Source organism: Undibacterium sp. RTI2.2 (assembly GCF_035018705.1).
Classification (GTDB): Bacteria; Pseudomonadota; Gammaproteobacteria; order Burkholderiales; family Burkholderiaceae_D; genus Undibacterium.
Map to the genome: position 1 here is coordinate 15,111 of NZ_JASJXN010000026.1, position 25,572 is coordinate 40,682.

21 protein-coding genes are annotated in these 25,572 nt (G+C 48.4%); 13 read left to right on the plus strand and 8 right to left on the minus strand.

Annotated elements, in window-relative coordinates; translation table 11 throughout:
- Positions 1 to 72 precede the first annotated feature (72 nt).
- Positions 73 to 1,101, minus strand: a complete 1,029-nt coding sequence (locus tag QN395_RS14330; protein WP_322118276.1) for an NADP-dependent oxidoreductase — start codon at positions 1,099 to 1,101, stop codon at positions 73 to 75.
- Between the two features lie 263 nt (positions 1,102 to 1,364).
- On the opposite strand from QN395_RS14330, the gene purU reads away from it, so the two are divergent.
- The 7 genes from purU to QN395_RS14365 all read left to right on the plus strand — a co-directional run bounded on the left by purU (position 1,365) and on the right by QN395_RS14365 (position 10,791).
- Positions 1,365 to 2,231 (plus strand): formyltetrahydrofolate deformylase, encoded by an 867-nt coding sequence (purU, locus tag QN395_RS14335; RefSeq protein ID WP_322118277.1) that lies wholly within the window; start codon positions 1,365 to 1,367, stop codon positions 2,229 to 2,231.
- Positions 2,232 to 2,350: 119 nt separating this feature from the next.
- Entirely contained in the window at positions 2,351 to 2,896 is a 546-nt protein-coding gene (locus QN395_RS14340; protein WP_322118278.1) for a YaeQ family protein, read from the plus strand.
- A 42-nt stretch (positions 2,897 to 2,938) separates the two neighbouring features.
- Positions 2,939 to 3,703: a spermidine synthase gene (locus QN395_RS14345; RefSeq protein WP_322118279.1), complete on the plus strand. Its 765-nt coding sequence runs from the start codon at positions 2,939 to 2,941 to the stop codon at positions 3,701 to 3,703.
- A 274-nt stretch (positions 3,704 to 3,977) separates the two neighbouring features.
- Positions 3,978 to 4,346 carry a hypothetical protein gene (locus tag QN395_RS14350; protein WP_322118280.1) on the plus strand — a complete coding sequence of 123 codons (369 nt, stop codon included), beginning with the start codon at positions 3,978 to 3,980 and terminating at the stop codon, positions 4,344 to 4,346.
- Positions 4,347 to 4,517: 171 nt separating this feature from the next.
- Entirely contained in the window at positions 4,518 to 5,924 is a 1,407-nt protein-coding gene (locus tag QN395_RS14355) for a TolC family protein (RefSeq protein WP_322118281.1), read from the plus strand.
- 9 nt (positions 5,925 to 5,933) lie between these two features.
- Complete coding sequence (locus tag QN395_RS14360; protein WP_323492226.1) at positions 5,934 to 7,553, plus strand: efflux RND transporter periplasmic adaptor subunit; 1,620 nt, start codon at positions 5,934 to 5,936, stop codon at positions 7,551 to 7,553.
- A gap of 10 nt (positions 7,554 to 7,563) precedes the next feature.
- On the plus strand, positions 7,564 to 10,791 hold the full coding sequence (locus tag QN395_RS14365) for a CusA/CzcA family heavy metal efflux RND transporter (RefSeq protein WP_322118283.1): 3,228 nt from the start codon (positions 7,564 to 7,566) through the stop codon (positions 10,789 to 10,791).
- Positions 10,792 to 10,851: 60 nt separating this feature from the next.
- On the opposite strand, the gene QN395_RS14370 is transcribed toward QN395_RS14365, so the two are convergent.
- The 4 genes from QN395_RS14370 to yjgA form a co-directional block, all read right to left on the minus strand.
- Positions 10,852 to 11,514, minus strand: a complete 663-nt coding sequence (locus tag QN395_RS14370) for an alpha/beta hydrolase (protein WP_322118284.1) — start codon at positions 11,512 to 11,514, stop codon at positions 10,852 to 10,854.
- Positions 11,515 to 11,747: 233 nt separating this feature from the next.
- A complete protein-coding gene (locus QN395_RS14375) occupies positions 11,748 to 12,416 on the minus strand; it encodes an alpha/beta hydrolase (protein WP_322118285.1) in 669 nt (222 codons plus the stop codon).
- A 202-nt stretch (positions 12,417 to 12,618) separates the two neighbouring features.
- Positions 12,619 to 13,284: a molybdopterin adenylyltransferase gene (gene mog, locus QN395_RS14380; protein ID WP_322118286.1), complete on the minus strand. Its 666-nt coding sequence runs from the start codon at positions 13,282 to 13,284 to the stop codon at positions 12,619 to 12,621.
- A complete protein-coding gene (gene yjgA / locus QN395_RS14385; RefSeq protein ID WP_322118287.1) occupies positions 13,274 to 13,927 on the minus strand; it encodes a ribosome biogenesis factor YjgA in 654 nt (217 codons plus the stop codon). The genes mog and yjgA overlap by 11 nt, the downstream gene beginning before the upstream one ends.
- Positions 13,928 to 14,011: 84 nt before the next feature.
- Here yjgA and pmbA point away from each other — a divergent pair, with 84 nt between their 5' ends.
- On the plus strand, positions 14,012 to 15,364 hold the full coding sequence (gene pmbA / locus QN395_RS14390; RefSeq protein ID WP_323492227.1) for a metalloprotease PmbA: 1,353 nt from the start codon (positions 14,012 to 14,014) through the stop codon (positions 15,362 to 15,364).
- A 158-nt stretch (positions 15,365 to 15,522) separates the two neighbouring features.
- On the plus strand, positions 15,523 to 16,851 hold the full coding sequence (locus QN395_RS14395) for an MFS transporter (RefSeq protein WP_322118289.1): 1,329 nt from the start codon (positions 15,523 to 15,525) through the stop codon (positions 16,849 to 16,851).
- Positions 16,852 to 17,142: 291 nt separating this feature from the next.
- Here QN395_RS14395 and argH read toward each other — a convergent pair whose 3' ends face one another.
- On the minus strand, positions 17,143 to 18,546 hold the full coding sequence (gene argH, locus QN395_RS14400) for an argininosuccinate lyase (protein WP_322118290.1): 1,404 nt from the start codon (positions 18,544 to 18,546) through the stop codon (positions 17,143 to 17,145).
- A 155-nt stretch (positions 18,547 to 18,701) separates the two neighbouring features.
- Here argH and QN395_RS14405 point away from each other — a divergent pair, with 155 nt between their 5' ends.
- Positions 18,702 to 19,739 (plus strand): sensor histidine kinase, encoded by a 1,038-nt coding sequence (locus QN395_RS14405; RefSeq protein ID WP_322118291.1) that lies wholly within the window; start codon positions 18,702 to 18,704, stop codon positions 19,737 to 19,739.
- Positions 19,736 to 20,560 (plus strand): LytTR family DNA-binding domain-containing protein, encoded by an 825-nt coding sequence (locus QN395_RS14410; protein WP_323492228.1) that lies wholly within the window; start codon positions 19,736 to 19,738, stop codon positions 20,558 to 20,560. The genes QN395_RS14405 and QN395_RS14410 overlap by 4 nt, the downstream gene beginning before the upstream one ends.
- A 68-nt stretch (positions 20,561 to 20,628) precedes the next feature.
- Here QN395_RS14410 and QN395_RS14415 read toward each other — a convergent pair whose 3' ends face one another.
- Positions 20,629 to 21,906, minus strand: a complete 1,278-nt coding sequence (locus QN395_RS14415; RefSeq protein ID WP_322118293.1) for a winged helix-turn-helix domain-containing protein — start codon at positions 21,904 to 21,906, stop codon at positions 20,629 to 20,631.
- 233 nt (positions 21,907 to 22,139) lie between these two features.
- Positions 22,140 to 23,243: a tryptophan--tRNA ligase gene (gene trpS, locus QN395_RS14420; RefSeq protein WP_322118294.1), complete on the minus strand. Its 1,104-nt coding sequence runs from the start codon at positions 23,241 to 23,243 to the stop codon at positions 22,140 to 22,142.
- Positions 23,244 to 23,681: 438 nt separating this feature from the next.
- On the opposite strand from trpS, the gene hemC reads away from it, so the two are divergent.
- Together hemC and QN395_RS14430 are read left to right on the plus strand one after the other, a co-directional pair.
- Positions 23,682 to 24,671, plus strand: a complete 990-nt coding sequence (hemC, locus tag QN395_RS14425; protein ID WP_322118295.1) for a hydroxymethylbilane synthase — start codon at positions 23,682 to 23,684, stop codon at positions 24,669 to 24,671.
- A gap of 39 nt (positions 24,672 to 24,710) precedes the next feature.
- Positions 24,711 to 25,562, plus strand: a complete 852-nt coding sequence (locus QN395_RS14430) for a uroporphyrinogen-III synthase (protein ID WP_323492229.1) — start codon at positions 24,711 to 24,713, stop codon at positions 25,560 to 25,562.
- Positions 25,563 to 25,572 lie beyond the last annotated feature (10 nt).

Consider the following 25,572-nt stretch of genomic DNA (forward strand, 5'->3'; position numbering starts at 1 on the left):
CTTACTAAGTCGCCATTCATGTTGTGACCGGAATGACGACTTAAAATGCGCAACTAATCAAATAATTCTGATTTACTCTTCGCCCACTTGCAAAATCAGTTTGCCGAAGTTTTTACCTTCAAACAGCATCATCAAAGTATCAGGGAAAGTCTCGATACCATTGACGATATCTTCCCGCGTATGGAATTTTCCTTGCGCCATCCAAGCGCCCATTTCTTTGACTGCATCACCATAACGCGCTGCATAGTCGAACACGACGATGCCTTCCATGCGCGCACGATTGACCAGCAATGACAGATAATTAGCAGGACCTTTGACGGGCGTTGTATTGTTGTATTGAGAGATCGCGCCGCAGATAATAATACGAGCTTTCATGTTGATGCGGGTCAGCACGGTATCGAGAATCTCGCCACCGACATTATCAAAATAAATGTCAACTCCATTCGGGCAATGTTCTTTCAAGCCATCTTTGACTGAGCCATTTTTGTAATCGATGCAGGCGTCAAAACCCAATTCTTTGACAACGAAATCGCATTTATCTTTGCCGCCCGCGATGCCGACGACGCGACAACCCTTTTGTTTCGCAACTTGACCGACAGTCTGGCCAACCGCGCCTGCTGCGCCGGAGACCACCACGGTTTCTCCCGCTTTTGGCATGCCGACATCTAGCAATCCGAAGTAAGCGGTCATGCCAGGCATGCCCAATGCGTTCATGTATTTTGGCAATGGTGCCAGCTTAGGATCGACTTTATAAAAGCCAGCGACTTTATCGTCAGCGGCACCAACCCAGTATGTTTGTACACCAATACCGCCAGAGACATAATCACCGATCGCAAAGCGGGGCGATTTGGAGGCAATTACTTTACCAATACCACCGGCGCGCATGACTTCGTTAATCGCTACCGGACGGATGTAGGATTTGCCTTCGTTCATCCAGCCGCGCATGGCGGGGTCTAGCGACAGATAAATCGCTTGTACGACGATTTCGCCATCGACGATTTCGCGGACGGCTTCCGTCGTAAAAGACCAGTCACTGTGTTTTGGGTTGCCGACCGGACGGGCGGCGAGACGATATTGTTGATTGCTGAGTGTGTTTGTCATGTTGTCTCCAGGTTTTTATTGGATGGGTTGCAAATTTAAAATGCAATGTGAAATCTAAAAAAAGCGTACTAAAGATATCGATCATTGAGATAGCAATGAATCATCAAACTATACACGATTAATTAGAACGATCGTGCTTTTAAATTGATTTAAGACGCATCAAGTGGCATGCGACAATACGCACTCGTTTTTTTGCACTACATCGACAGTTTTTTGCTGATTTCTTTTGATTTTTTTTGATTTCTAAAGCATTACCTTTAACTATGCATCCAGAATATATCCTAACCCTGTCTTGTCCAGATCAACGTGGCATTGTTCACAAAGTTTCCGGCTTCCTGGCCAACCATGGCTGCAATATTATTGATTCCGCCCAGTTTGGCGATGCGCAATCGGCTTTGTTTTTTATGCGCGTTCATTTTGCTGCTGAAGATGCGACGATCAGCGATGCCAGCTTGCGACAAGAATTTGCCACATTGGGGGGCGATTTTCAGATGAACTGGCAATTGCACGATGCGCGCCATAAGCCGCGTGTGATGTTAATGGTCTCTAAGATCGGGCACTGCCTGAATGACTTATTGTTCCGCTATAAAAGTGGTTTATTGCCGGTGGAGATTAAAGCGATCGTTTCTAACCATACGGACTTTTATCAGTTAGCGGCTAGTTACAATATTCCATTCCATCATTTGCCTTTGGCTGCAGGTGCCTCCTCCGATGCCAAGCGCGTGCAAGAACAAAAAATTGTCGAACTTGTCGAAGCGAATGAAATCGAACTGGTCGTTTTAGCCCGATACATGCAGATTTTGTCGCCAGAGTTATGCAATGCCTTGCAAGGCAAGGCAATCAATATTCACCATTCGTTTTTACCAAGTTTTAAAGGTGCCAAGCCGTATTATCAGGCGCATGAGCGTGGCGTTAAGCTGATCGGTGCAACCGCGCATTTTGTGACAGGTGATCTGGATGAAGGTCCGATTATTGAGCAAGATGTAGAGCGCGTCGATCATGCAATGGAGCCCGACACACTCACCGCGATAGGACGTGATGTGGAATGTGTCGTACTAGCGCGCGCTGTGAAATGGTTTGTCGAGCATCGTATTTTGTTGAACGGACATAAGACCGTCGTTTTTAAATAGCCAGATATTTTTTCACTGAATTCGCTGGCGCTTTTTCTGGCATATTTGTCAGCTCATTTGTCAGTTCAGGGGTAAGCGCAATGAGCGACTTACCCCATTATTTTTAAAGTAGAAGTTGCATGGCACTCAAATCCACCATTTACAAAGCTGACCTGAATATCTCTGACATGGATCGCGGCTATTACGCTGACCATAGTCTGACCATCGCCAGACATCCGTCCGAAACGGACGAACGTATGATGATCAGAGTCCTGGCATTTGCCATCCATGCCAGTGAAAAGCTGAGTTTTGGCAAAGGTATTTCCGATACCGAAGAACCTGATTTATGGGAAAAAGATTACACAGATGCGATCCAGCTTTGGGTCGAAGTAGGGCAACCGGATGACCGTCGTTTGCTCAAAGCTTGTGGCCGTTCTGAGCAAGTGGTCGCCTATAGTTATGCCAGCACCAGCGACATCTGGTGGAAGCAAATGAATAGCCGCCTCGATCGCGCCAAAAATCTTAAGGTCATGAATGTGCCCGCGGCTACCAGTCAGGCGCTTGCCAAACTCGCGCAAAGAAATATGCAATTGCAATGCACGATACAAGATGCGCAGATCTGGCTGACAGCAGGGGATGAGTCGGTACAAATTGATCTGGAAACCTTCAAGGCCGATCAGGCTTAACCTAAGTCGAAATAAAGCCAGATCATCTTGCTCAAGTCACTCATGTCTATTTTTAAGTCCAAATCATTTAAATTTCCCCCGGTAACGACATCAGAGGACGATGGTGTGCGTTTCCTACATCTGGGGACACCGATGGTGCAGGGCGCAATGCGTTTAACTAAACCAGACGCGATTGAGCTGGAATACGTGCAAAACATGGTGGTCTGGATGTTATTTAAAGCCGCGCCGCAGCACATTGCACAATTAGGTCTGGGTGCTGCGGCGCTGACTAAATTTAGCTATCGCCAATTTCCCGATGCTAGAGTGACAGCGATCGAACTCAATCCTGCTGTGATCTCTACTTGCGAAGCTTTATTCGCCTTGCCACCGAACGACGCGCGTTTGCAAGTGCGCAATATGAATGCGATGGACTTTGTGCTGGATCAGTCTCATCACAACACGATCGATATTTTGCAAGTTGACCTATACGACGAGTTATCACGCGGTCCTGTTTTAGATAGCCCTGAGTTTTATCAAGCCTGCGCTGATTGCTTGACGGAAGACGGCATCATGACGACGAATGTGTTTGGCGACTACGACAGCTATGCCAAAAATATTGATGCGATGAAGCTAGTATTTGATGCCGTTGTCTGGCTACCGGCGGTCGACGATGAAAATCTGGTTGTTATCGCTTTTAAAAAAGCACCTTCTCTCGATTTTAGTGATTTATATGAGCGCGCTGGTGTAGTTAAGAAAAAATATAATTTACGCGCCAAATCCTGGGTCGATGGATTGAAGTTGTGGATGAAAGAGCAGGTTGGCGAGTAATATTTTTAGTGAAAATCATGTTTTTGTTATTTTCTCAGGCTCTTTCGATTTGGATAAATCCGTGATATAAAATTTGTTTTAGTAAGTAATTTAATATACTCCCCACAAAAAATGAAAAAAATAGCTTATTGTCCAATCATTATATGGACATTAAAAATATACTAATGGTGAGTATATTTAACTTCAATCTCTGAATAATCTAATTCTGTTTTGCAAAATAGACTGGCTAAGACACTGAATAAGACACTGAACAAGTTTGGTTTATAATCCGCAAATGTTAAAAAAGTTCATCATCCTGCTCATCGTCGCCTTCACATTCCAGCTCAGTTGGTCGGTGGCAAGCGCCTATTGCATGCATGAGACTGGCAAAACATCGCAGCATTTTGGTCACCATCCGCATCAACATCAGGCTGAAAAACAGGCCGATCAGCCAAGCAATTCTGCTGAAAAAAAATCTGACTCAAAAATAGCATTCCACCCGGATTGCGCATCGTGTGCACATAGCCCAGTCGCCGCCTATTCCTTGCAAAACGAACTGGTCAAGCCTTTGCTGGTTTCCTATCAAGCTGGTACTTCAAACACAGAGCCAACGGCTCCTTATCTGGGCAAGCCTTTGCGCCCCAAATGGATGATCGCTGCCTAGTTCCAGCGCATCGTTAGTCCCCCATTTTGTTTACTGATTTACACGCTAAATATAGTTTGACTATGTCGTCGTAGACGCGACTTCGCTGGATTTTCCCTGCTCGATTGTCGGAATTTTTTCCGAGACGTTGTCGAGCTGTTTTCGGTTGTATCGAATACGCAGGATCATCCTATGTCACCATTTTTTAAAATATTTTCACCCTTGGCCTTGTCTGCCCGGATTTTATGTCCGGCTACATCTTCCATCGCCTCAACCCAGGCATTCTCAGCAGAGCCGCCTGCGTCATTACGCACTTTATCGGTTACTTTCGCAGTTACTTCGCCAGCTACCTCATTAACCTCATCACTCACCTTACCAGTGGCACTTGATCGCGCTCTCAAAGCCAATCCGGAGGTCGCCGCTGCAATGCGTGAGGTGCAAGCGCAACAGGGCGTCATGCGGCAGGCGGGTATATTGCCCAACCCTGAGCTGGCCGCGACTGTAGAAGATACGCAAAAAGCGACCAGAACCACCACCGTCCAACTGAGTCAATTAATAGAACTGGGCGGCAAACGCTCCGCGCGGATGACTGCAGCAGAGCGTCAATATGATATTGCTGTGATTGAACTGGCGATGAAACGTGCCGAGATTCACGCCGCAGTAGTCTCGTATTTTTATGAGGTATTGATCGCACAAGAGCGACAACGCCTGGCGCGTAGCTCTACTGATCTGGCACAAACGGTAACGCAAGCAGCCTCTAAGCGGGTGTTAACCGGAAAAATCTCACCGCTGGAAGAGACTAAAGCGCGCGTTGCTGAGTCGGCTATTCGTATTGAACTTGCGCAAGCCAATAGCGACCTTATCAACGCACGCCAGCGACTTGCTGCCGTGATGGGGAGTCATTTGTCCATAGTTGAGACGGTAGCTGCTCAGTCGCCCGGTGCAACAAGTCCCCTAACTCAGCCTAACTTAATGAGCCCGCTGAATTTGCCAAACGTTCCAAGCCTGCAGGAGATCATGGCAAGTATGCAGCGCTCCCCCATTTTGCTGCGAGCAAGGACAGAAGTGGATCGACGTCTTGCCTTGTCGCAGGTAGAACGCAGCCGTCGGGTACCGGATATTACCCTTAGCGCCGGTGCTAAACGTGATGAGCAATTAGGGCGTAACCAGGCGATCTTTGGTGTCTCAATACCGCTTCCCTTATTCGATCGTAACCAGGGCAATCTGCAAGAAGCCTTAAGTAGAACCGATAAATCGCGTGATGAGTTAAGCGCGACAGAACTACGTCTGGGCAGCGAACTGATGCAAGCTCATCAGCGCCTGAGTGTGGCGCACGAGGAAACCACATTGATGCAAAAAGACCTGTTGCCGGGAGCGCAAACAGCGTACGACGCATCGCTTAAAGGCTTTGAATTTGGCAAGTTCAGCTTTCTGGATGTACTCGATGCACAACGTACTTTGCTGCAAGCACAATCCCAGTATTTGCGTACTTTATCCGACACCCACCGCGCCGCTGCTGAGATCGTACGTCTTACCGGTGACGCTACTTTGGTTGCTGCGCTGATCTCAGATCAGACAGCATCCACATCCCCATTTTAGGAGCTGAAGATGGACTTAAATACCGACAATAAAATGAACAAAAATAATCAAAAAAATAGACATCAGCGCCTCGCCATTGCCGTGGTGCTGGTAATCGCCGTTGTGTTGGCTGGCCTGATTTTGATGGGTAAGGGAAGTCGTACCGGAGCGGACGAGCATAGCGAAGAACATGGTAATGAGGCACATGCTGATGTCGCTGAAAATGCTAAGGGAAATCCGGCAAATCTGGTAACAAGCACGACCGCTTCTTCTGCACAAAAAGCGTCGCCAAGTGAGTTTTTAAAAGGGCCACACGGCGGTAAATTATTTGCCAAAGAGGGCTTTGGTCTGGAGCTCACTATTTTCGAGACTGAGGTGGAGCCGGAATTCAGACTGTATGCCTATAAAGATGGCAAAGCTCTGGCACCTGATGCACAAGCAGCAAGCAAACTCAGTATCGTTTTAGAGCGCTTAGGGCGCGCGCCGCAAACCTTTACATTTGTGCCGGAGAAGGACTATTTCAAAGGGAGTGCAACCGTAGATGAGCCGCACTCCTTCAAGGTCACCATCGCAGCTCAATACAATGATCAGTCCTATCAATTTGCTTATGAGCAGGTGGAGGCGCGTATGAGTATGAGCGAATCTCAATTACAGCAAAATGGAGTCGCGCTGGCAACTGCCGGACCTGCGAAGATACAAAGTGCGCGGACCTTGGCTGGTGAAATTCGGTTCAATCAGGATCGCATGATCCAAGTCGTGCCACGTCTGACCGGTATTGTCGAAACGGTGTCGGCTAATGCTGGTGACAAAGTACAAAAAGGGCAGGTATTAGCCGTCATATCTAGTCAGGCGCTGGCAGATCAGCGCAGCGATATGCTGGCCGCACAAAAACGCCTGGGATTAGCCCGCACTAATTTTGAACGTGAAAAAAAATTATGGGAAGAAAAAATCTCCGCAGAACAGGATTATTTACAAGCCCGTAATACCATGCACGAGGCAGAAATTACTCTGCAAAGTACACAGCAAAAGTTGGTGTCGCTCGGTGCCACTGCCAGTGCTGGCGGCAACCTGACAAGGTATGAAATACGTTCTCCGATTGCCGGTACCGTGACCGAAAAAAATATCGCTCCGGGACAATCACTCAAAGATGACACGCCGATTTTTATCGTCGCGGATTTAAGCACTGTTTGGGTGGAAATGACCGTGCCTGCCAAAGATATCAATCTCATCCAATCAGGACAAAAGGCCAAAGTCACAGCCACTGCATTTGTCGCGGAAGCGAACGGTAACTTGTCCTATATCGGATCGTTAGTCGGTGAGCAATCGCGCACCGCAATTGCCCGCGTCGTACTACCTAACACCACGGGAGTGTGGCGCCCGGGCTTACAAGTCAGTGTTGATCTGGTGTCCGATGAGGTAGAGGTGCCCGTCGCAGTTGCCGTTGACGGGATACAAAGCCTAAAGGAAACAAGCACCGTATTCGGCCGATATGGCAATGATTTTGAAGCGCGCCCGGTTACCTTGGGACGCAGCGATGGAAAATTCGTTGAAGTGCTCAAGGGTTTGAATGCAGGTGAGCGTTATGCGGCAAAAAATAGCTTTTTGATTAAAGCCGACATAGGCAAATCCGGCGCAAGCCACGATCATTAAGGAGAACAATATGTTTGAAAAAATCATACAGTTTTCCATCGCCCAACGTTGGGTGGTTCTGATGCTGACATTAACGATGGCGCTATTGGGACTCTATAACTACCAAAAACTGCCCATCGATGCGGTACCCGACATTACCAATGTACAGGTGCAAATCAATACTTCTGCACCCGGATATTCACCATTAGAGGCAGAGCAGCGAATTACGTTTCCGATTGAAACTGCGATGGCGGGTTTGCCACGTCTGGAACAGACCAGATCCTTGTCGCGTTACGGCTTGTCGCAAGTGACGGTGATTTTCAAGGATGGTACCGATATTTATTTTGCGCGCCAGCTCGTCAATGAGCGGATACAGGAGGCAAAGGCAAAGTTGCCAGTAGAGGCAGAGCCGGGCATGGGGCCAATTTCAAGCGGCTTGGGAGAGATTTACATGTGGACGGTTGAGGCTAAAGAAGGCGCTTTAAAAACCGACGGCACACCATACAGCCCAACCGATCTGCGAGAAATTCAAGACTGGATTGTCAAACCGCAATTGCGTAATGTCCCCGGAGTGACGGAGATTAATTCGATTGGTGGTTTTACCAAAGAATTTCAGGTAGCGCCCAGCCCAGACAAGTTGCGGTCTTACGGTCTCACTTTACAAGATGTGGTTACGGCATTAGAGCGCAACAATACCAACGTCGGCGCGGGTTATATTGAAAAGCGGGGCGAACAATATCTGATCCGTGCACCAGGTCAGGTAGAGTCCATCAAACATATCAACAATATGATAGTCGGCAATCAGCAAGCTGGTGTGATCCGTATCAAAGATATTGCCGAAGTCGGTATCGGACAAGAGCTGCGCACTGGTGCCGCGACCGAAAACGGCCAAGAGGTTGTGCTAGGAACGGTATTCATGCTGATCGGTGAAAACAGTCGTACTGTGGCTCGCGCTGTAGATCAAAAATTGGATCAAATTAATCTCAGTTTACCTAAGGGGGTGACCGCTAAAACGGTGTATGACCGCACTACGCTGGTGGATAAAGCGATCAGTACCGTGAAGAAAAATTTGCTGGAAGGCGCATTATTGGTCATCACAATTTTGTTTCTGTTTTTAGGAAATATTCGCGCCGCGCTAATCACCGCATTGGTAATCCCTTTGGCGATGTTGTTCACTTTTACCGGTATGGTGGGCAATAAGGTCAGCGCCAATCTGATGAGTTTGGGCGCGCTGGATTTTGGCATCATCATTGACGGCGCAGTCGTGATCGTAGAAAACTGTGTGCGGCGTCTGGCGCATGCGCAAACCAGCTTAGGACGCTCGTTAACCCGCAAAGAGCGCTATCAGGAAGTCTTTGCAGCTGCACAAGAAGCACGCAGACCATTGCTGTTTGGTCAGCTCATCATCATGGTCGTGTATTTGCCGATTTTTGCACTCACAGGTGTTGAGGGCAAGATGTTCCATCCGATGGCATTTACTGTCGTGATTGCTTTGCTGGGGGCGATGATTTTATCGATTACTTTTATCCCAGCAGCGGTCGCTTTACTGATCGGTGACAAAGTCAGCGAAAAGGAAAATAAGCTGATGATCTGGGCTAAGCAGGCATATCAACCGATGCTGGCTTTTACGATGATGAATCAAGCGCTGGTGTTAACCATTGCCGGTGTCGTTGTCGTTTTAAGCGGGCTATTGGCGAGTCGCATGGGGAGCGAGTTTGCCCCGAGTTTGAACGAAGGCGATATCGCATTGCATGCCTTAAGAATACCCGGTACCAGCTTATCTCAGGCGATTCTGATGCAGGCCGAGTTGGAGAAGACGATTAAGAAATTCTCTGAAGTCGATAAGGTATTTGCCAAAATCGGTACGGCAGAAATCGCAACCGATCCCATGCCGCCGAGCGTGGCGGATACCTTTATTATTTTAAAGCCGACATCCGCATGGCCAGATCCCAAACGCAGTAAAGCCGATCTGATCAAAGCGATGCAAGCGACAGTGTCGCAAGTGCCGGGGAATAATTACGAGTTCACGCAGCCCATCCAGATGCGGTTTAATGAGTTGTTGTCAGGCGTACGCAGTGACGTGGCGGTCAAAGTCTTTGGCGACGATATGGAGGTAATGAACAGTACAGCCGATAAGATTTCTGCGGTGCTGGAAAAAATTCCTGGCGCCGCCGACGTGAAGGTGGAGCAAACTACGGGTTTGCCAATGCTGACCATACAGATTGATCGCGAAAAAGCGGCCAGAATGGGATTGAACGTGGCGGACGTGCAAGACGTGATTGCCACTGCCGTTGGCGGCAAAGAGGCAGGCACGATGTTTCAGGGAGACCGGCGTTTTGATATCGTAGTTCGTTTGCCAGAGGCACTCCGCAGCGATATCGAGGCACTAAAGCGTTTGCCTGTTCGACTGCCAACGGCATCCTCCGCTTCGTCATCAATTTTGTCCTCAACTTCGTTATCAACTTCGTCATTTCGTTCGGATGCTGCAATGCATGCGTCCTTTGTCCAGTTAGCCGATGTGGCCAGTTTTAATTTTGCTCCGGGACCGAATCAGATCAGCCGGGAAAATGGAAAGCGTAGCGTCGTCGTCACGGCAAATGTCAGAGACAGAGATATCGGCTCTTTCATCAATGAGGCACAACAACAATTGGCCGCAAAAGTCGCTATTCCGACCGGCTACTGGACTACCTGGGGTGGCACTTTTGAGCAGCTGGAATCAGCAGCCAAGCGATTAAAAATTGTGGTGCCTGTCGCTTTATTCTTGGTATTACTATTGCTGTTTGCGATGTTCAATAATCTGAAAGATGGTTTGCTGGTATTTACTGGTGTGCCGTTTGCGTTGACTGGCGGTATCGTTGCCCTTTGGTTGCGCGATATTCCTTTATCAATTTCTGCTGGGGTCGGATTTATCGCACTGTCTGGTGTGGCGGTACTCAACGGGTTGGTGATGATTGCTTTTATCCGAAGTCTGCGTGAGGAGGGAATGCGGCTGGATGCAGCGATTCAGCTCGGAGCTTTGACCCGCTTACGGCCCGTGCTGATGACGGCGCTAGTCGCCTCGCTGGGCTTTATTCCTATGGCAATTGCAACCGGAACGGGGGCTGAAGTGCAGCGACCGTTGGCGACAGTCGTGATCGGCGGAATCTTGTCGTCTACTTTGCTGACTTTGCTGGTGTTGCCTTTGCTGTACCGGATGATGCATCGCCGTGAGGCGGAGGAAGATTCGGTTGCTGTTGCTACCAATTCAGTCGGCAACTAAGTTGGACACTAAGTTGGACACTAAGTGGAAACTAATTTGGCAACTTAGTTAGCAACTTAGTCAGGCTGGAAGGTGCGCCAAAATCGCCTCACTTACGAGGCGATTTGATGGCATCAGCGTATGCATGATGGGTAGCAAGATTTCCTGTTCTGCCCATGGTGCATACGCCTCTGATATGGACACCACGCCGTCATTGTCTTCATCGCCGAAAGGGCTGTATTTGCCCTTAATTCCTTTGGTGCCGATGATCGTAATCGTCGGCGTTTTGACAGGTGCAATCGCTGCCATGCGCTCGGCACTTGATAACAATTGTCCGCAATCTCCTGTCGCCACTCTAAATGGCAACAGATGTTGCACCCGTCCCGCCACTCTGGAGGTCGTGATGGGCGAGCCGAGTAAAAACAATTGCCGGGGCTGACGGCAATCTTCCGGCAATGCATTGATCGCACTGCGCAACAACACACCGCCGAGCGAATGCCCAATCAAAATATAATCGCCCTTGGCCGCAACTGCCGTGATCGTTTTAACGAGCCTGTCCCGGATTCCCGCAAAGCTTTCCAGCGCCACAAAATAATTAAAACTACTGGTCGTCAGACCATGCGCCCGCAAACGTTGCAGCATCGGTGTAGCCGACAGCGATGAGCGCCCCATCCCATGTACAAACAAGACTTGCAGTGGCTGAGAGCCGATTTGAGAATGTTCTTGAGTAGATTTGTCAGCCATTGATTGCTGTAAAATTAAAAATAAGGGGAGTATGTGAAAAAATATACCTTATTGTCCACATAACCGTTGGACAATTAAAAATACACTCCCCTAGTATATTACTGGCTTCTAAGTGCGCTGAAGCTGTTTTTCAAGTGCGATGGCGAGGTGCAGAAGCTACATTGCCTGCAATTCAGACCCATTACCAGAGCATCGAGACGTGCTTGTGACGCGCTTCAGTACCAAACAAAAAATCAGGCTAATACCTTTTTCAGCCAGCTACTGATGTCGCCAATTTCTTCCTGACAGACCGAGTGTTGCATCATGTACTCATGCCATTCCACCGGGTAGCCTAGGGATTTTAAAAGATCACGCGATTGTTCTGCTCTGGCAATTGGGATTACCTGATCAGCACGACCATGTGCCAGATAGATAGGCGTATGTTGATTCGATGCATGGCGTTCGTTGGCGACCAGATCGCGTAAGGGAACATAACCTGACAGACACATCAGACCAGCCAATTTTTCGGTATGGCGCAATCCAGTTTGCAGCGTCATCGCGCAACCTTGGGAGAAGCCCGCGAGGATAATACGGCTAGCCGGGATGCCACGGGCATTCTCACGGGCGATTAATTGCTCGATCAATACTTGTGAACTGCGCAGGCCTTTTTCATCCTCACGTCTGGCGATGTCGGTGCCCAAAATATCGTACCAGGCACGCATTGCATGACCACCGTTGATCGTGACTGGCATCACAGGCGCATTCGGGAACACAAAGCGGATTGCCGGGCAGCCTTTTAGATTCAATTCTTTCACGATCGGAACGAAGTCATTCGCGTCCGCGCCAAGGCCATGCATCCAGATGATGGCGACGGTCGGATTGGGGGCGCTTTCGAGTTCTACGGTGTCAAGTAATGTGCTCATATTGGACTTTGAGGTTGGTGTGGTTTTTGAAGGCAATGGCAAAGGTTTTGTTGCGCTGGTTTGACTAAAACTACTGCGGCATACCATTGATACTACAGAGGTTACACCACCTAAGGTCGCACCAAAAAGCCAGCGTCTTTTTAAAGAAGTTAGCTTTTTTGATCGGATCATTTTAGGGATGTCGAAGTGAGAGTGTAGCGAGCTATGCTTTGCTACGAATAGCCGATTTTGGCCGAAACACTTTACAAACTGCATCGTGTGTTTCGATATACGGACCGCCAATTAAATCTATACAGTAGGGGACGGCGGCGAAAATACCAGAGACGAGTTGCTTGCCGTCGGCATCTTTCAAGCCTTCCAGCGTTTCTTTGATCGACTTAGGCTGTCCAGGCAAATTCAGAATCAGCGCGGCATGCTCCGCCGTCTCGCGTATCACCGCAACTTGACGCGACAAGATTGCTGTCGGCACAAATTGCAGACTGATCTGTCGCATTTGCTCGCCAAAACCCGGCATTTCTTTTGTGGCGACGGCCAAAGTGGCTTCTGGAGTGACATCGCGTCGTGAGGGACCAGTTCCGCCTGTAGTGATGACCAGATGGCATTGCTCCTGATCGACCAGCTCAATCAAGGCCTGCTCAATGGCAGCACGTTCATCTGGGATTAAGCGAGTTTCCATACTCCATGAGCTGCTAAGCGCGCTACCAAACCAGTCTTGCAAAGCGGGTAAACCCTGATCTTGATAAATGCCAGCAGAAGCGCGGTCAGAAATAGAAACCAGACCAATTTTTAAATGGTCTGCTTTTTTATCTTTTACTTCAGTATTTTCTACTTTAGTATTTTCTAACTCAGTGGCTGATTTAGTCGTCATGTTGCTCATGTTTAGCATCATCAACATCATCATCGAAGTCATCTTCATCATCAGATTCCGCATCAGCTAAATCGCCAGCAGCTTTTTTCTGCGCAGCACGTTGAGCGACCTGGATATCTTTCAGAATCTGAAAAATTTCACGATATGCTTTTGGCGGCTTGTTTTCTGCCTGTTCTTTACGCGCGTTGCGGATTAGATTACGCAGGTGTTGCACGTCGAGTTCTGGATTTTGCTCTAGCAGTTCAGTCAATGCTTTGTCATCGGTCAGCAATTTATCGCGTCTGCGCTCCAGCGCATGCATGGCGGCGGTGTCGGATTTGGACTTACCTTTCCAGCTATCGATGGTTTTCTGGATGAGAGCAATTTCTTCTTCATCCAGAGTACGCATTTTTTTGCCGACAAATTGCAATTGACGACGGCGACCCTCGTGATCTTTGATGGTCTGACACATTAAAATCGCATCGCGCACATCTTCCGGCATCGGGACGCGTTTAACACGGTCTCGTGGCTGGTCGATCAGTTCTTGCCCTAATTTTTGCAGGGCGTCACTCTCGCGTTTGAGTTGCGATTTGGAGGGGCGCTCGTATTCTTGCTCGAATTCGTTGGACTTGAAGCCGCAGGAGCCTCGGTTTGGATTTGGCATAATTGATTCGCCTTTATTCTATAAACTTAATGAAACGGCTGCTATGATACCTTGTTTATCGATGACTCCAAAGAAACCTAGCCTATGAGCAAGCCTGTTTTTACCCATACTCAAGATCAATTGAAGCAAATCGCAGAGGATGTCTTACGTTTTGCGCGTGAAAAAGGCGCATCTGATGCCGCTGTCGAAATTAGCGAAGGTGGTGGTTTATCCATCAGTGTGCGCAAAGCCAAGATAGAAACCATAGAGCAAAACCGCGATAAAGGCATAGGCGTTACCGTCTACATCGGCCAAAAGCGTGGTAATGCTAGTACATCCGATTTTTCCAGCGCCTCCTTGCAGGCAACTGTCGATGCCGCCTATAACATCGCCCGTTTTACGGCGGAAGACGATTGCGCAGGCTTGCCGGAAGCGGATTTGTTAGAAATGCATCCGCAAGATTTAAAACTTTGCTACCCATGGCTGATCACGGCAGAGGAGGCGATTGATCTTGCCACCCGTACGGAAGCGGCAGCTGTGGCAGTCGATAAACGTATTACCAATAGCGAAGGTGCCAGTATTCACGCGCAACAATCGCATTTTATCGCGGCTAATTCGCGTGGCTTTATCGGCGGTTATCCCTTCTCTCGTCACACCATTTCGGTAGCGCCGATTGCGGGCAAAGGCGCTCGTATGCAGCGCGATTATTGGTATTCATCGCAGCGTAACGCAAAAAAATTAGCCTCGCCAGAGGTTATAGGTCGTTATGCCGCTGAACGTGCGCTGGCACGTTTGAACGCACGCAAATTAGATACCCGTAAGTGTCCGGTATTGTTTGAAGCACCATTAGCGGCAGGATTGCTGGGATCGTTTGTGCAAGCGGTTTCTGGCGGTGCTTTATATCGCAAATCCAGTTTTTTGCTGGATAGTTTAGGGACGCAAATTTTTCCATCCCACATCGAAATTCTGGAAGATCCTCATGTCATTGGTGCAGTAGGCTCGTCCCCATTTGATGACGAGGGTGTCAAAACGCAGCGTCGTGATGTGGTTAAAAACGGCGTGTTGCAAGGCTATTTCCTGTCTTGTTATTCCGCCCGGAAAATGAAGATGAAGACCACCGGTAACGCAGGTGGATCGCACAATTTGTCTATGACTTCAGCGTTGACTACAAAGACAGATAACTTTAAAGCCATGCTGAAAAAAATGGATACCGGCTTACTGGTGACCGAGTTGATGGGCGAGGGCGTTAATTATGTGACCGGCGATTATTCCCGCGGCGCCTCTGGTTTTTGGGTTGAGCGTGGCGTGATTCAATATCCGGTAGAAGAAATTACGATTGCTGGCAACATGCGCGATATGTTTCAGCACATTGTGGCAATCGGCGCGGATACGCTGACACGTGGCACTAAACAAACAGGTTCAATTTTAATTGAAAGTATGACGGTAGCAGGCAGTTAGCAAAAGAGAGTAATAGTTAGCAAAAAGGGAAAGTTAGGAAGTCGAGTCCGGCTCTGGCAGCTTTATTGAACAAGTCAATAAAAAATTGAATGGACAATTTAAGCAGCGGGTACGACTTCTTAACTTAATAAGAAATTAAAAAATAGAGGAGACAATGAATGAATAATAAGGACAATGTTTATGCCGGTGGCGGCAATCTGGCCAGCACCGATGTCAATCAAGAAAATCGCCTGCTGACCAAACAAGATTACAAAACACTGTCGTTAGCTGCGCTTGGTGGCGCATTAGAGTTTTATGACTTTATTATTTTTGTGTTCTTTGCCACGGTGATTGGTAAATTATTCTTCCCGCCATCTGTGCCTGAATGGCTGCGACAATTACAGACTTTCGGGATTTTTGCGGCGGGCTATCTGGCGCGTCCCTTGGGAGGCATCATCATGGCGCACTTTGGTGATCTGCTAGGACGCAAAAGGATGTTTACTTTATCCATCTTATTGATGTCGGTACCCACGCTGATGATGGGTTTGCTGCCGACTTATCAGACTATCGGTATTTTTGCACCAATCGCCTTGTTGATACTGCGTATTTTGCAAGGTGCTGCCGTAGGTGGTGAAGTGCCTGGTGCATGGGTATTTGTCTCTGAACACGTGCCAGCTAAAAACGTGGGCTACGCTTGCGGCACGCTGACCGCAGGTCTGACTAGCGGTATCTTGTTAGGGTCATTGGTCGCAACCGCGATGAATACGATTTTTACGCCAGTAGAGTTGACTGACTGGGCTTGGCGTTTGCCGTTTTTGTTGGGTGGGATATTTGGTATCGCTGCTATGTATTTACGTCGCTGGTTGCATGAGACACCCGTGTTTGCAGAACTACAAAAACGTAAAGCCTTGGCTGCTGAGATGCCGCTCAAAACTGTATTGCGCGATCATCGCGGCGCGGTTGCTGTGTCCATGCTGCTGACCTGGATGTTGTCGGCTGCGATTGTGGTGGTGATTTTGATGACACCAACTTTTCTTCAAAAAATCTATGGTTTTGATGGACGCACGGCATTAATGGCAAACAGCGTTGCAACTTTGTGTTTGACCGCTGGCTGTGTAGTTGCCGGACTGTTGTCTGATAAATTCGGCGCTAAACGCATATTGTTTTTGGGCGATTTATTTCTACTGATCTGTACTTATTTTCTGTTCACAACAATTAAGACCAATCCAGAAATGCTATTGCCGCTGTATGCCTTAACCGGTTTTGCGGTTGGTGTCGTGGGCGCTGTTCCATTTGTGTTGGTCAATGCTTTTCCGGCGCAGGTCCGGTTCTCAGGACTGTCATTTTCCTACAATGTAGCTTATGCAATATTCGGTGGTTTGACGCCAATTGTTGTGACCTTATTGCTGAAAGATAATCCACTGGCACCCGCTTATTATGTAATGGGTGTTTGTGTGATCGGTATGCTGACGGCGATGTTTGTTCGGGATCGCAGCGCAATCAAGTAAATCTGATTGGCAGGAATGATCAAACGAAGATGGACGTAAAAAAGGAGGACTAAGTCCTCCTTTTTATTTGCTAACTTATTTACTGAATCGTTTGCTGAACTACTCGCTGAACTACTTGCCTATTTAACCCAGATTTTCCATTGGAACAACGCCAGGCAGTTTGCCAAAGGTGCAATTGTCGCTGTAGCGTTTTCACTCAAATCGCGGTGGTGCTATCCCTCTAAACACCGCATGCCGTCTGCGTTTTTTGCGAAGTGGTAGCGGTCTAATGGAAAATCTGGGTTTAAGATGCTATAAGTTTGCTGCAAGTTTATTGCGGGCACGGACAATCGCTGCTTTGACCTGATTAGGTGCAGTGCCGCCGATATGGTCACGTGCGGCGACGGAGCCTTCCAGTGTCAATACGGCAAACACATCCGCTTCGATCAGACTTGAGAAAGCACGTAACTCATCCAGACTCATATCACTCAGATCGCAGCCTTTATCTACACATGTTTTGACGGCATGCGCCACAGCTTCATGCGCATCGCGGAAAGGCAAGCCGCGCTTGACTAAATAATCTGCTAGGTCGGTCGCTGTTGCATAACCTTGTAAGGCTGCAGCGCGCATTGCGTCTGGCTTCACAGTAATGCCGCCTGCCATATCGGCAAAAATACGTAAGGTGTCAGTGATGGTATCTACCGTATCGAATAGCGGTTCTTTATCTTCCTGATTATCTTTGTTGTAGGCCAGTGGCTGACCTTTCATCAAGGTGAGCAAGGCAATTAAGTGACCATTGACGCGGCCCGTTTTACCACGTGCCAGTTCTGGCACATCAGGATTTTTCTTTTGCGGCATGATCGATGAGCCTGTGCAGAAGCGATCTGCAATATCGATAAAGCCGACCCGTGGACTCATCCAGATTACCAGCTCTTCTGACATACGGGAGATATGCGTCATGATCAGCGCCGCCGCTGCGCAAAATTCAATCGCAAAATCACGATCAGATACTGCATCCAGCGAGTTGTGGCATACATCATCAAAACCCAGTGTTTTTGCGACACGTTCACGGTCAATCGGGAAGGTCGTACCAGCCAGTGCAGCAGCGCCCAGCGGCAAACGATTGACGCGCTTGCGACAATCCACCATACGCTCGGCATCGCGGCTGAACATTTCTACATACGCCAGAATATGGTGACCAAACGTGATCGGTTGTGCGACTTGCATATGGGTAAAGCCGGGCAAAATCGTTTCTGCATTATTTTCTGCCAGATCCAGCAGAGCAGAGCGCAAATCACCGAGTAAGCCAACGATATTATCAATCGCTGCGCGCACATATAAACGGATGTCTGTCGCCACCTGATCATTGCGTGAGCGACCGGTGTGCAGACGTTTGCCGGCATCGCCGACTAATTCGGTCAGGCGTTTTTCGATATTCAGATGCACGTCCTCCAGATCCAGTAACCAGACAAACTGACCAGCATCAATCTCAGATTTGATTTGTGCCAGGCCGCGTTGAATGTCGGCATAATCTTGTGCAGTGATAATGTTTTGTGCTGATAACATCTCCGCATGTGCTAGCGAACCTTGGATATCAAAAGCGGCCATCCGATTATCAAAAAAGACCGAGGCAGTGTAACGTTTGACTAGATCAGATACCGGTTCGGAGAAACGGGCAGACCATGCCTCGCTTTTTTTAGAGAATTGTGATGTCATAGCTAACTTTGTAAGGCGAATAATAGGATGATGCGGATAGCGCTTGAGTATGGAGTGTTAGAAGTGCCAACGACGTTAAGCCGAAGTATAAAGTCAACCATGCTCAAAAACGCTGAATTCCCCGATTATAAAACACCGACGACCTGTTTCCCTTTATGACCAAGCAAACAAATCGTACTCCCACGGATTTATTGATTCCCGATTACTGCAATACCGGCGTTATTTCGAGGGTGCTGATCGCTGTCAATGTTCTGGTATTGTTGACTTTGTTGGCGCGTGGACAAGGCTGGTTATTTAATTTTCAAGAGTTTGCAGAAAGCGCGATGTTGATTGAAATGATCAGCTTACTATCACTTTTCGCTTTGTGCGGTATCCGGCGTCTGGCGGAGCGCGACGGTTCGCCAGCATGGTTACAAAGACTGCTCTGTGGCATTGTGCCTGCCTTGATTGCGATGCTTTTATTATCGACCCTGAGCGGTTTTGAGTGGTTTACCCTGACTTATCCCCGATTGTCCAAAGCCTATGTCGCTTTCATTTGTTTTTTATTCGGGATCGCTTTACAACACTATTTTGAATTACGTAGCAAGGCATTTTCGCCGGCCTTGGGCGAGGCGCGTTTGCAGGCGCTACAGGCGCGAATCCGGCCACATTTCTTATTCAATAGTCTTAATGCAGTTTTATCGCTGATTCGCACTGAACCCCGTCGCGCAGAAACTGCGCTGGAGGATTTGGCTGACCTGTTCCGCGTACTGATGCGTGATACCCGCGATATCACGACTTTGCAGGAAGAAATTAACCTCTGTCAGCAATACCTGTCGATAGAAAAAATTCGCTTGGGTGATCGTCTTCAGGTTGAATGGAGCATCATCAATCTGACTCCGCAAGAACTGCGTGACACACACATTGCTAGCCTGTTATTACAGCCTTTGCTAGAGAATGCTGTGCATTACGGTATAGAGCCATCACAAACAGCGGCAACCATTAGCGTGCGCATCCAGCGTAGTCTGGATAAAATCGAGATCCGCATCAGCAATCCTTTTCATGCCGGAGTCAAAGTGTTAGGTGGCAACCACATGGCATTAGAAAACATACGCCAGCGTCTGGCCTTGCTTTATGATATTGAAGCGCAAATGAGTGATCAGATTGTCGATGGCATTTTTGTTTTGCAATTACATTTCCCTCTGAAAAAATGAGTAGCCCCACTATATTTATTGTCGATGATGAAGCGCCCGCCAGACAACGTCTGACGACGCTTTTTGACGACATCCAGCCAGAGTGTCCGAATAATCTGGTGGGTGAGGCTAGTGACGCACAATCTGCTTTAGAGGGTATTTTGGCGCAGCGGCCTGATATTGTTTTACTCGATGTGCAAATGCCCGGCATGACGGGTCTGGAGCTGGCGCAGCATTTGCAAACGCTGTCGCAACAGCAGGCAACGCCAGTGCCGACGATTATTTTTGTGACGGCCTATGACGACTATGCGCTTAAAGCGTTTGAAGTGCATGCGATCGATTATCTGCTGAAGCCAGTGCGTGCCAGTCGCTTGGCAGAAGCCATCAACCGCGCCGGATTGATCCACGCTCGCTCCAAACAAGCCGTTCCGGTACCTGACGCTCAAGATAGTCCGCCGGTAGCGCCGCTGCTGCCCAACAGACGACAGTCTTTTTCTATATTTGAGCGCAACCGGGTTTTGTTGATTCCTGTCGCTGATGTTTTGTACTTGAAAGCAGAACAAAAATATCTGACGCTGCACACCAAAACGCGTAATTATCTGCTGGAGGAATCACTCACCTCGATCGAACATGAAATGGCTGACGTCTTTGTCAGAGCACACAGAAATGCGTTGGTCGCACGCAATGCCATCATCGGTGTCGAACGCGCATTATTTATGTTTGATGCCGATAGCGATCACGAAAAAGTCACAGAATCCTGGCAAGTCATTTTGCGCGACTGCACAGAGCGTCTGCCGATATCGCGCCGGCAATGGCCTGTGATTAAGGCCTTGGTGCGCTAATTTGGCAGAGCAAATTTGTAATCTAATCTAATGCAGTAAAAAAGTAGTATTTGCGGCCTTTTAAACCTTCAAAAACTCGTCGCCAGCATTGTTTGCAATTGCTCAGAACTGCAATAGCCGACGTCAATCTCATTACATCCGTGCCAGTCCGCAAATTCTTGGACGACTTTGGCGATATCGTTTGCCAGCGCTTGGCTGATGCGGACGTCAGCTTCTAGATGCAATGCTTTGATTTCGAAGCGGCTTTCCTTACGATGGGCTTTGGCGTCCATCCTTCCGATCAGTGCACCATTGCGTAATATCGGTAAGGTGAAATAGCCATATTGCCGCTTGGGTGCTGGCGTGTAGCATTCTAGTTTGTAGTCAAAGTCGAATAAGTCGATTGCCCGTTTTCTATCCCACACCACGGGATCAAATGGCGACAAAATCCGGGTGTTGGTGGCTTTCAGTTTGCCAGCCGCCGCCTGCTCAAGCAGACCGGCGTGGTCGGGATGCACGTAGACGATCTGATCCCAGCCAGTTACGGTGGCTTTGAGTAGCAGACCTTGCTGCGCTAAGGTCTCTGGCTCAATACGGGTATCCAGTTTTCCCATGCGAAAATAATCGGCGACCCAACTTGCTTTAGCCATGCCCAGTGCGCGCACAGCCTGCAATATCTGTTGTTGCTGGCAAGCGAGTTGTGGTTGCAGATGCTGTTGGTCTTGCCAACTGGGATGCACACGCTCACGCAGGTCGTAAATCCGCTGGAAGTTGTGGCGTTTGGCAACCATCACTTCGCCCAAGGTGAACAAGACTTCGAGCGCGCGCTTTTCTGGTTTCCATTCCCACCAGCCACCGGCTTTGCCATCCGTACGTTCAAAGTCCGCTGAGCGGGTTGCACCATGTTTTTTGATATGGCGTTTGACCTTATTGACTTGCTCCTGATTGTCACTCAGCCACTGATGATTGTATTTCCAGCCCAATTTGCCCGGCGCTATCATCTGATGCCGGTACCAGCCGTAATCTTCTATCGGTAAAAAGCAGGCCTCGTGCGACCAGTATTCAAAAATCTGACCTTCCTCTAGCAACTCTTCTAACCAGGTTTGCGGGTAAGGCCCGAGGCGACTCCAGAGCACCAGATACGGACTGCGTGCAACCACGCTGATGGTGTCGATTTGCAGCGCTGCCATTTGACGAATTTGTGCCAGCACATCTTGTTTGCTGGCTTTTTTTCGTGGAGATTGAAGTAATCCTTGTGCTGCCAGATGTAGTGCGCGGGCGGATTGCAAGCTGGGCTTGGGAAGGCTGGGTAAATTACGAAGACTAGGGAGGCTAGGAATATTGGCGGAACTTGGAGGGCTGCTCATAAAATTCTTAACACTTTTCAGCGCTCCCTTAGGTGTTTCCCGGTGTTTGATTAATTTAGTTTAAATATATACTGATGGAGGGTATATTTTATTGTCCAGGTAATCATTGGACATTAAGGCATATTTTAATAAATTGTGGGGGAGTATATTAAATCTATGCATGATTTAACTTGTGCAGATAACAAAAAGCAAGTGAACTTCTCTATCGCCCGCACAAGTTTTATCCAGCTGAATTAAAAATGCTTCAAACCGATTGCTGCTTTGACTTCATCGGTGGTTCTGGCGGCAACTTCACGCGCTCGCTCGGTACCTTGTTTGAGCATCTGCAACACTTGCCCGCGATCTTTGGCGAACTCTTCACGGCGGGCGCGGATGGGGGTGAGTAAATCTTGCAAAACGCCTTCTAATCGTGCCTTGACTTTGCTGTCGCCCAAACCGCCACGAACATAGTGATCTTTCATTTCTTGCAGAGCGATTTTGTCAATATCAAATGCATCTAGGTAAATGAAAGCGACATTGCCCTCCAGATGACCAGGATCATCTACACGTAAATGTAGAGGGTCGGTGTAGACATTTTTGACCGCAGCCTTGATCTCTGCGGGTGTTGCACCGAGATTGATGGTGTTGCCGAGGGATTTACTCATTTTGGCTTTGCCGTCGATACCAGGTAAACGACCAATCTCAGGTACCAGCGCCTGACATTCAACCAGAATGTCCTTTTTAGCCAGACGGTTGAAGCGGCGCACGATTTCGTTGGTTTGCTCAATCATCGGAATCTGATCCTCGCCGACCGGTACCAGACTGGCTTTAAACGCGGTGATATCCGCGGCTTGACTGACTGGGTAGGTCAGGAAACCGGCAGGGATATCGCGTTCAAAATTACGTAATACGATTTCTTGTTTGATCGTTGGATTACGTTCCAGACGCGCGACCGTGACCAGATTTAAGTAGTAGAAAGTCAGTTCAGTTAGCTCAGGAATTTGTGACTGAATAAATATAGTCGACTTCGTCGGATCAATCCCGACCGCCAGATAATCCAGCGCGACTTCCAGCACGTTGTTATGGACTTTAGCGGGATCATCCATGTTATCAGTGAGGGCTTGCGCGTCGGCCAGCATGATGTATTGCTGATATTCATGCTGATACTTAACCCGATTGCGCAGGCTGCCGACAAAGTGGCCGAGATGCAATGGACCGGTAGGGCGGTCACCAGTCAGAATCAGATGTTGTTTACCTTCTTCCGGCACGCTATTGCTGGCACGAGGTGCTGTTGACGTAACGTCAGAGTTGGCGGCGGATGTTGCATTGGATGCTGCAGTTGTAGTGGTATCGCTCATAGTGTGCTCTGTTTATTCTGTAATGTAATTTGCTCGGTTTTATGGAGATTTGTCGTTGCTAGCCGCCACTCTTTTTGCGTATTTTCGGAAATATTAGTCATTTCGCTTTCAATAACATTTATTACGTCCGCAGTGTTTTTTAATGCCTTCAATGTCGAGAGCACCGATTTTTATGTTGAATCTGCGCATAAAAAATGCCGCGCAGTGAGGCGGCATGACAATAGACTGCGTGCTGTGTTGCGTCATGATGCCGCCAGCCCTAATATTTTGTCAAGTTAGCTCGGAATTCCACACGTTATATTGCTTCTTGTATATCTTTCTCTCTGACTGATTGTATTCATACTTCGATGATTTTCTTCTCTGTTTTGAGTGAAGTTTGAATCCCAAGTGGCGAGAGCTGCGTGATAAAATTCGGCACCATTTCACTGAAGGTCAGTCTTGAACCCATCCCATCTCACGAATCATCCAACTAAATTGGTCATCGCTTCGCGCGAGAGTCGCCTCGCTATGTGGCAGGCAGAACATGTGCGCGACCGCTTAGCATTACTTTATCCCGATTGCATTATCGAGATTCTAGGTATGACGACGCGTGGTGACCAGATCCTTGACAGAGCTTTATCCAAGGTCGGTGGCAAGGGGTTGTTTGTGAAGGAGCTAGAGGTGGCGATGGCAGAGGGACGTGCTGATTTGGCGGTACATTCGCTGAAAGACGTACCCATGGATTTGCCTGAGGGTTTTGCGTTGGCTGCGGTATTGGAGCGGGAAGATCCACGTGATGCGTTTGTGTCAAATGACTATGCCGGATTGGATGCTTTGCCTTACGGCGCGGTCGTTGGTACCAGCAGCTTGCGTCGTCAGGCTTTGATTGCGGCTCGGTTCCCGCATTTGATTATTCGTCCTTTACGCGGCAACCTGGATACGCGTTTGCGTAAGCTGGACAACGGTGAATATGCAGCAATTATTCTGGCAGCAGCAGGTTTAAAACGATTGGGTGTGCCGGGCAGAATCCGTCATTTTTTGGAACCGGAACATAGCTTGCCAGCAGCGGGACAGGGCGCGATGGCAATCGAAGTACCAGATGACAGAGCAGAGTTAATGACATGGTTAGCACCTTTAAATCACGATTTAACTGCCCAGGCAGTCAGCGCTGAGCGGACTGTTTCTAAAGCTTTTGGCGGTAGCTGCCAGGTGCCATTAGCCGCGTTTGCAACGATAAGCGATGGCATCATGCACTTGCGTGCAATGATAGGAATGCCAGATGGCAGCAGGATCGCCAGTGCCGCTGTCAGTGGCGCAGTCAATAGCATAGAAACTGCCCAGCTATTAGGCGCGCAAGTGGCGCAAGCCTTGTCGGCACAAGATGCGGAGGCTATCTTGGTGGCTTGCAAGAAAGAGGCTACGACAGATTTTTCTGCGAAAAGCCAGTAAGATTGATCAGCAAATTAAACAGTAGAGCGAGGCAATTGTATGTACGATATGCCTGATATGCCTGATATGCCTGATATGCCAGTCATTGTCACCCGTCCTATTCGCTCTCTAAGCCCGATAATTCCAATAAGCCTGATAAGCCAAGCAGAGTCTTTGTCGCAACGAGTTACGGCGATGGGGCGGACTGTGGTGCGTTTTCCTTTGCTGGAGATTCACCCCTTAACGGATTACAGCGCTTTCGATCGTCTGTTGGCCGATTTGTCGGCTTACGCTCTGGTGGCTTTCGTCAGCCCCAACGCAATTCAGGCGACGTTTGTCCGTTTAAAAAACAACTGGTCTGCCAAAATACCAATTGCCGTGATGGGTGCCGGGAGTCTGGCCGCATTAGATGAGCTTGGCATCACGACTGCCAACACCACAATTTATTATCCCCACAACCCGGATCGTACTGACTCTGAGACTTTATTGGACGAATTAGATATCGATGCCCTGCGCCATAAAAAAGTTTTAATTATTAGAGGTGAGACCGGACGCGAATTATTGGCCGATGCTCTGCGATCAAAGGGGATTGATGTAGCCCAAATTGCAGCGTATCGCCGTACGGCACCCGAATTTACATCGTTGCGACAAGATCAGCTTGGCAGACTTTTGCAAACGCAAAATCAATGGGTTATCACTAGCTCTGAGGCATTGCAAACTTTGCTGTCCTGGACTAAACAGTTAGAGCAGCAGCCTGGTTTTCATGGAATCGTGGCAAAATTGCAACAACAGCATTTGATACTGCCACATGCCCGTATCGCAGAAACTGCAAAGAATTGTGGTTTCCAATCAATTACTCTCACAGGTTCTGGCGACGAACACCTGCTTGTCGCGTTACAATCTCGTCTATGAATGATCAGCA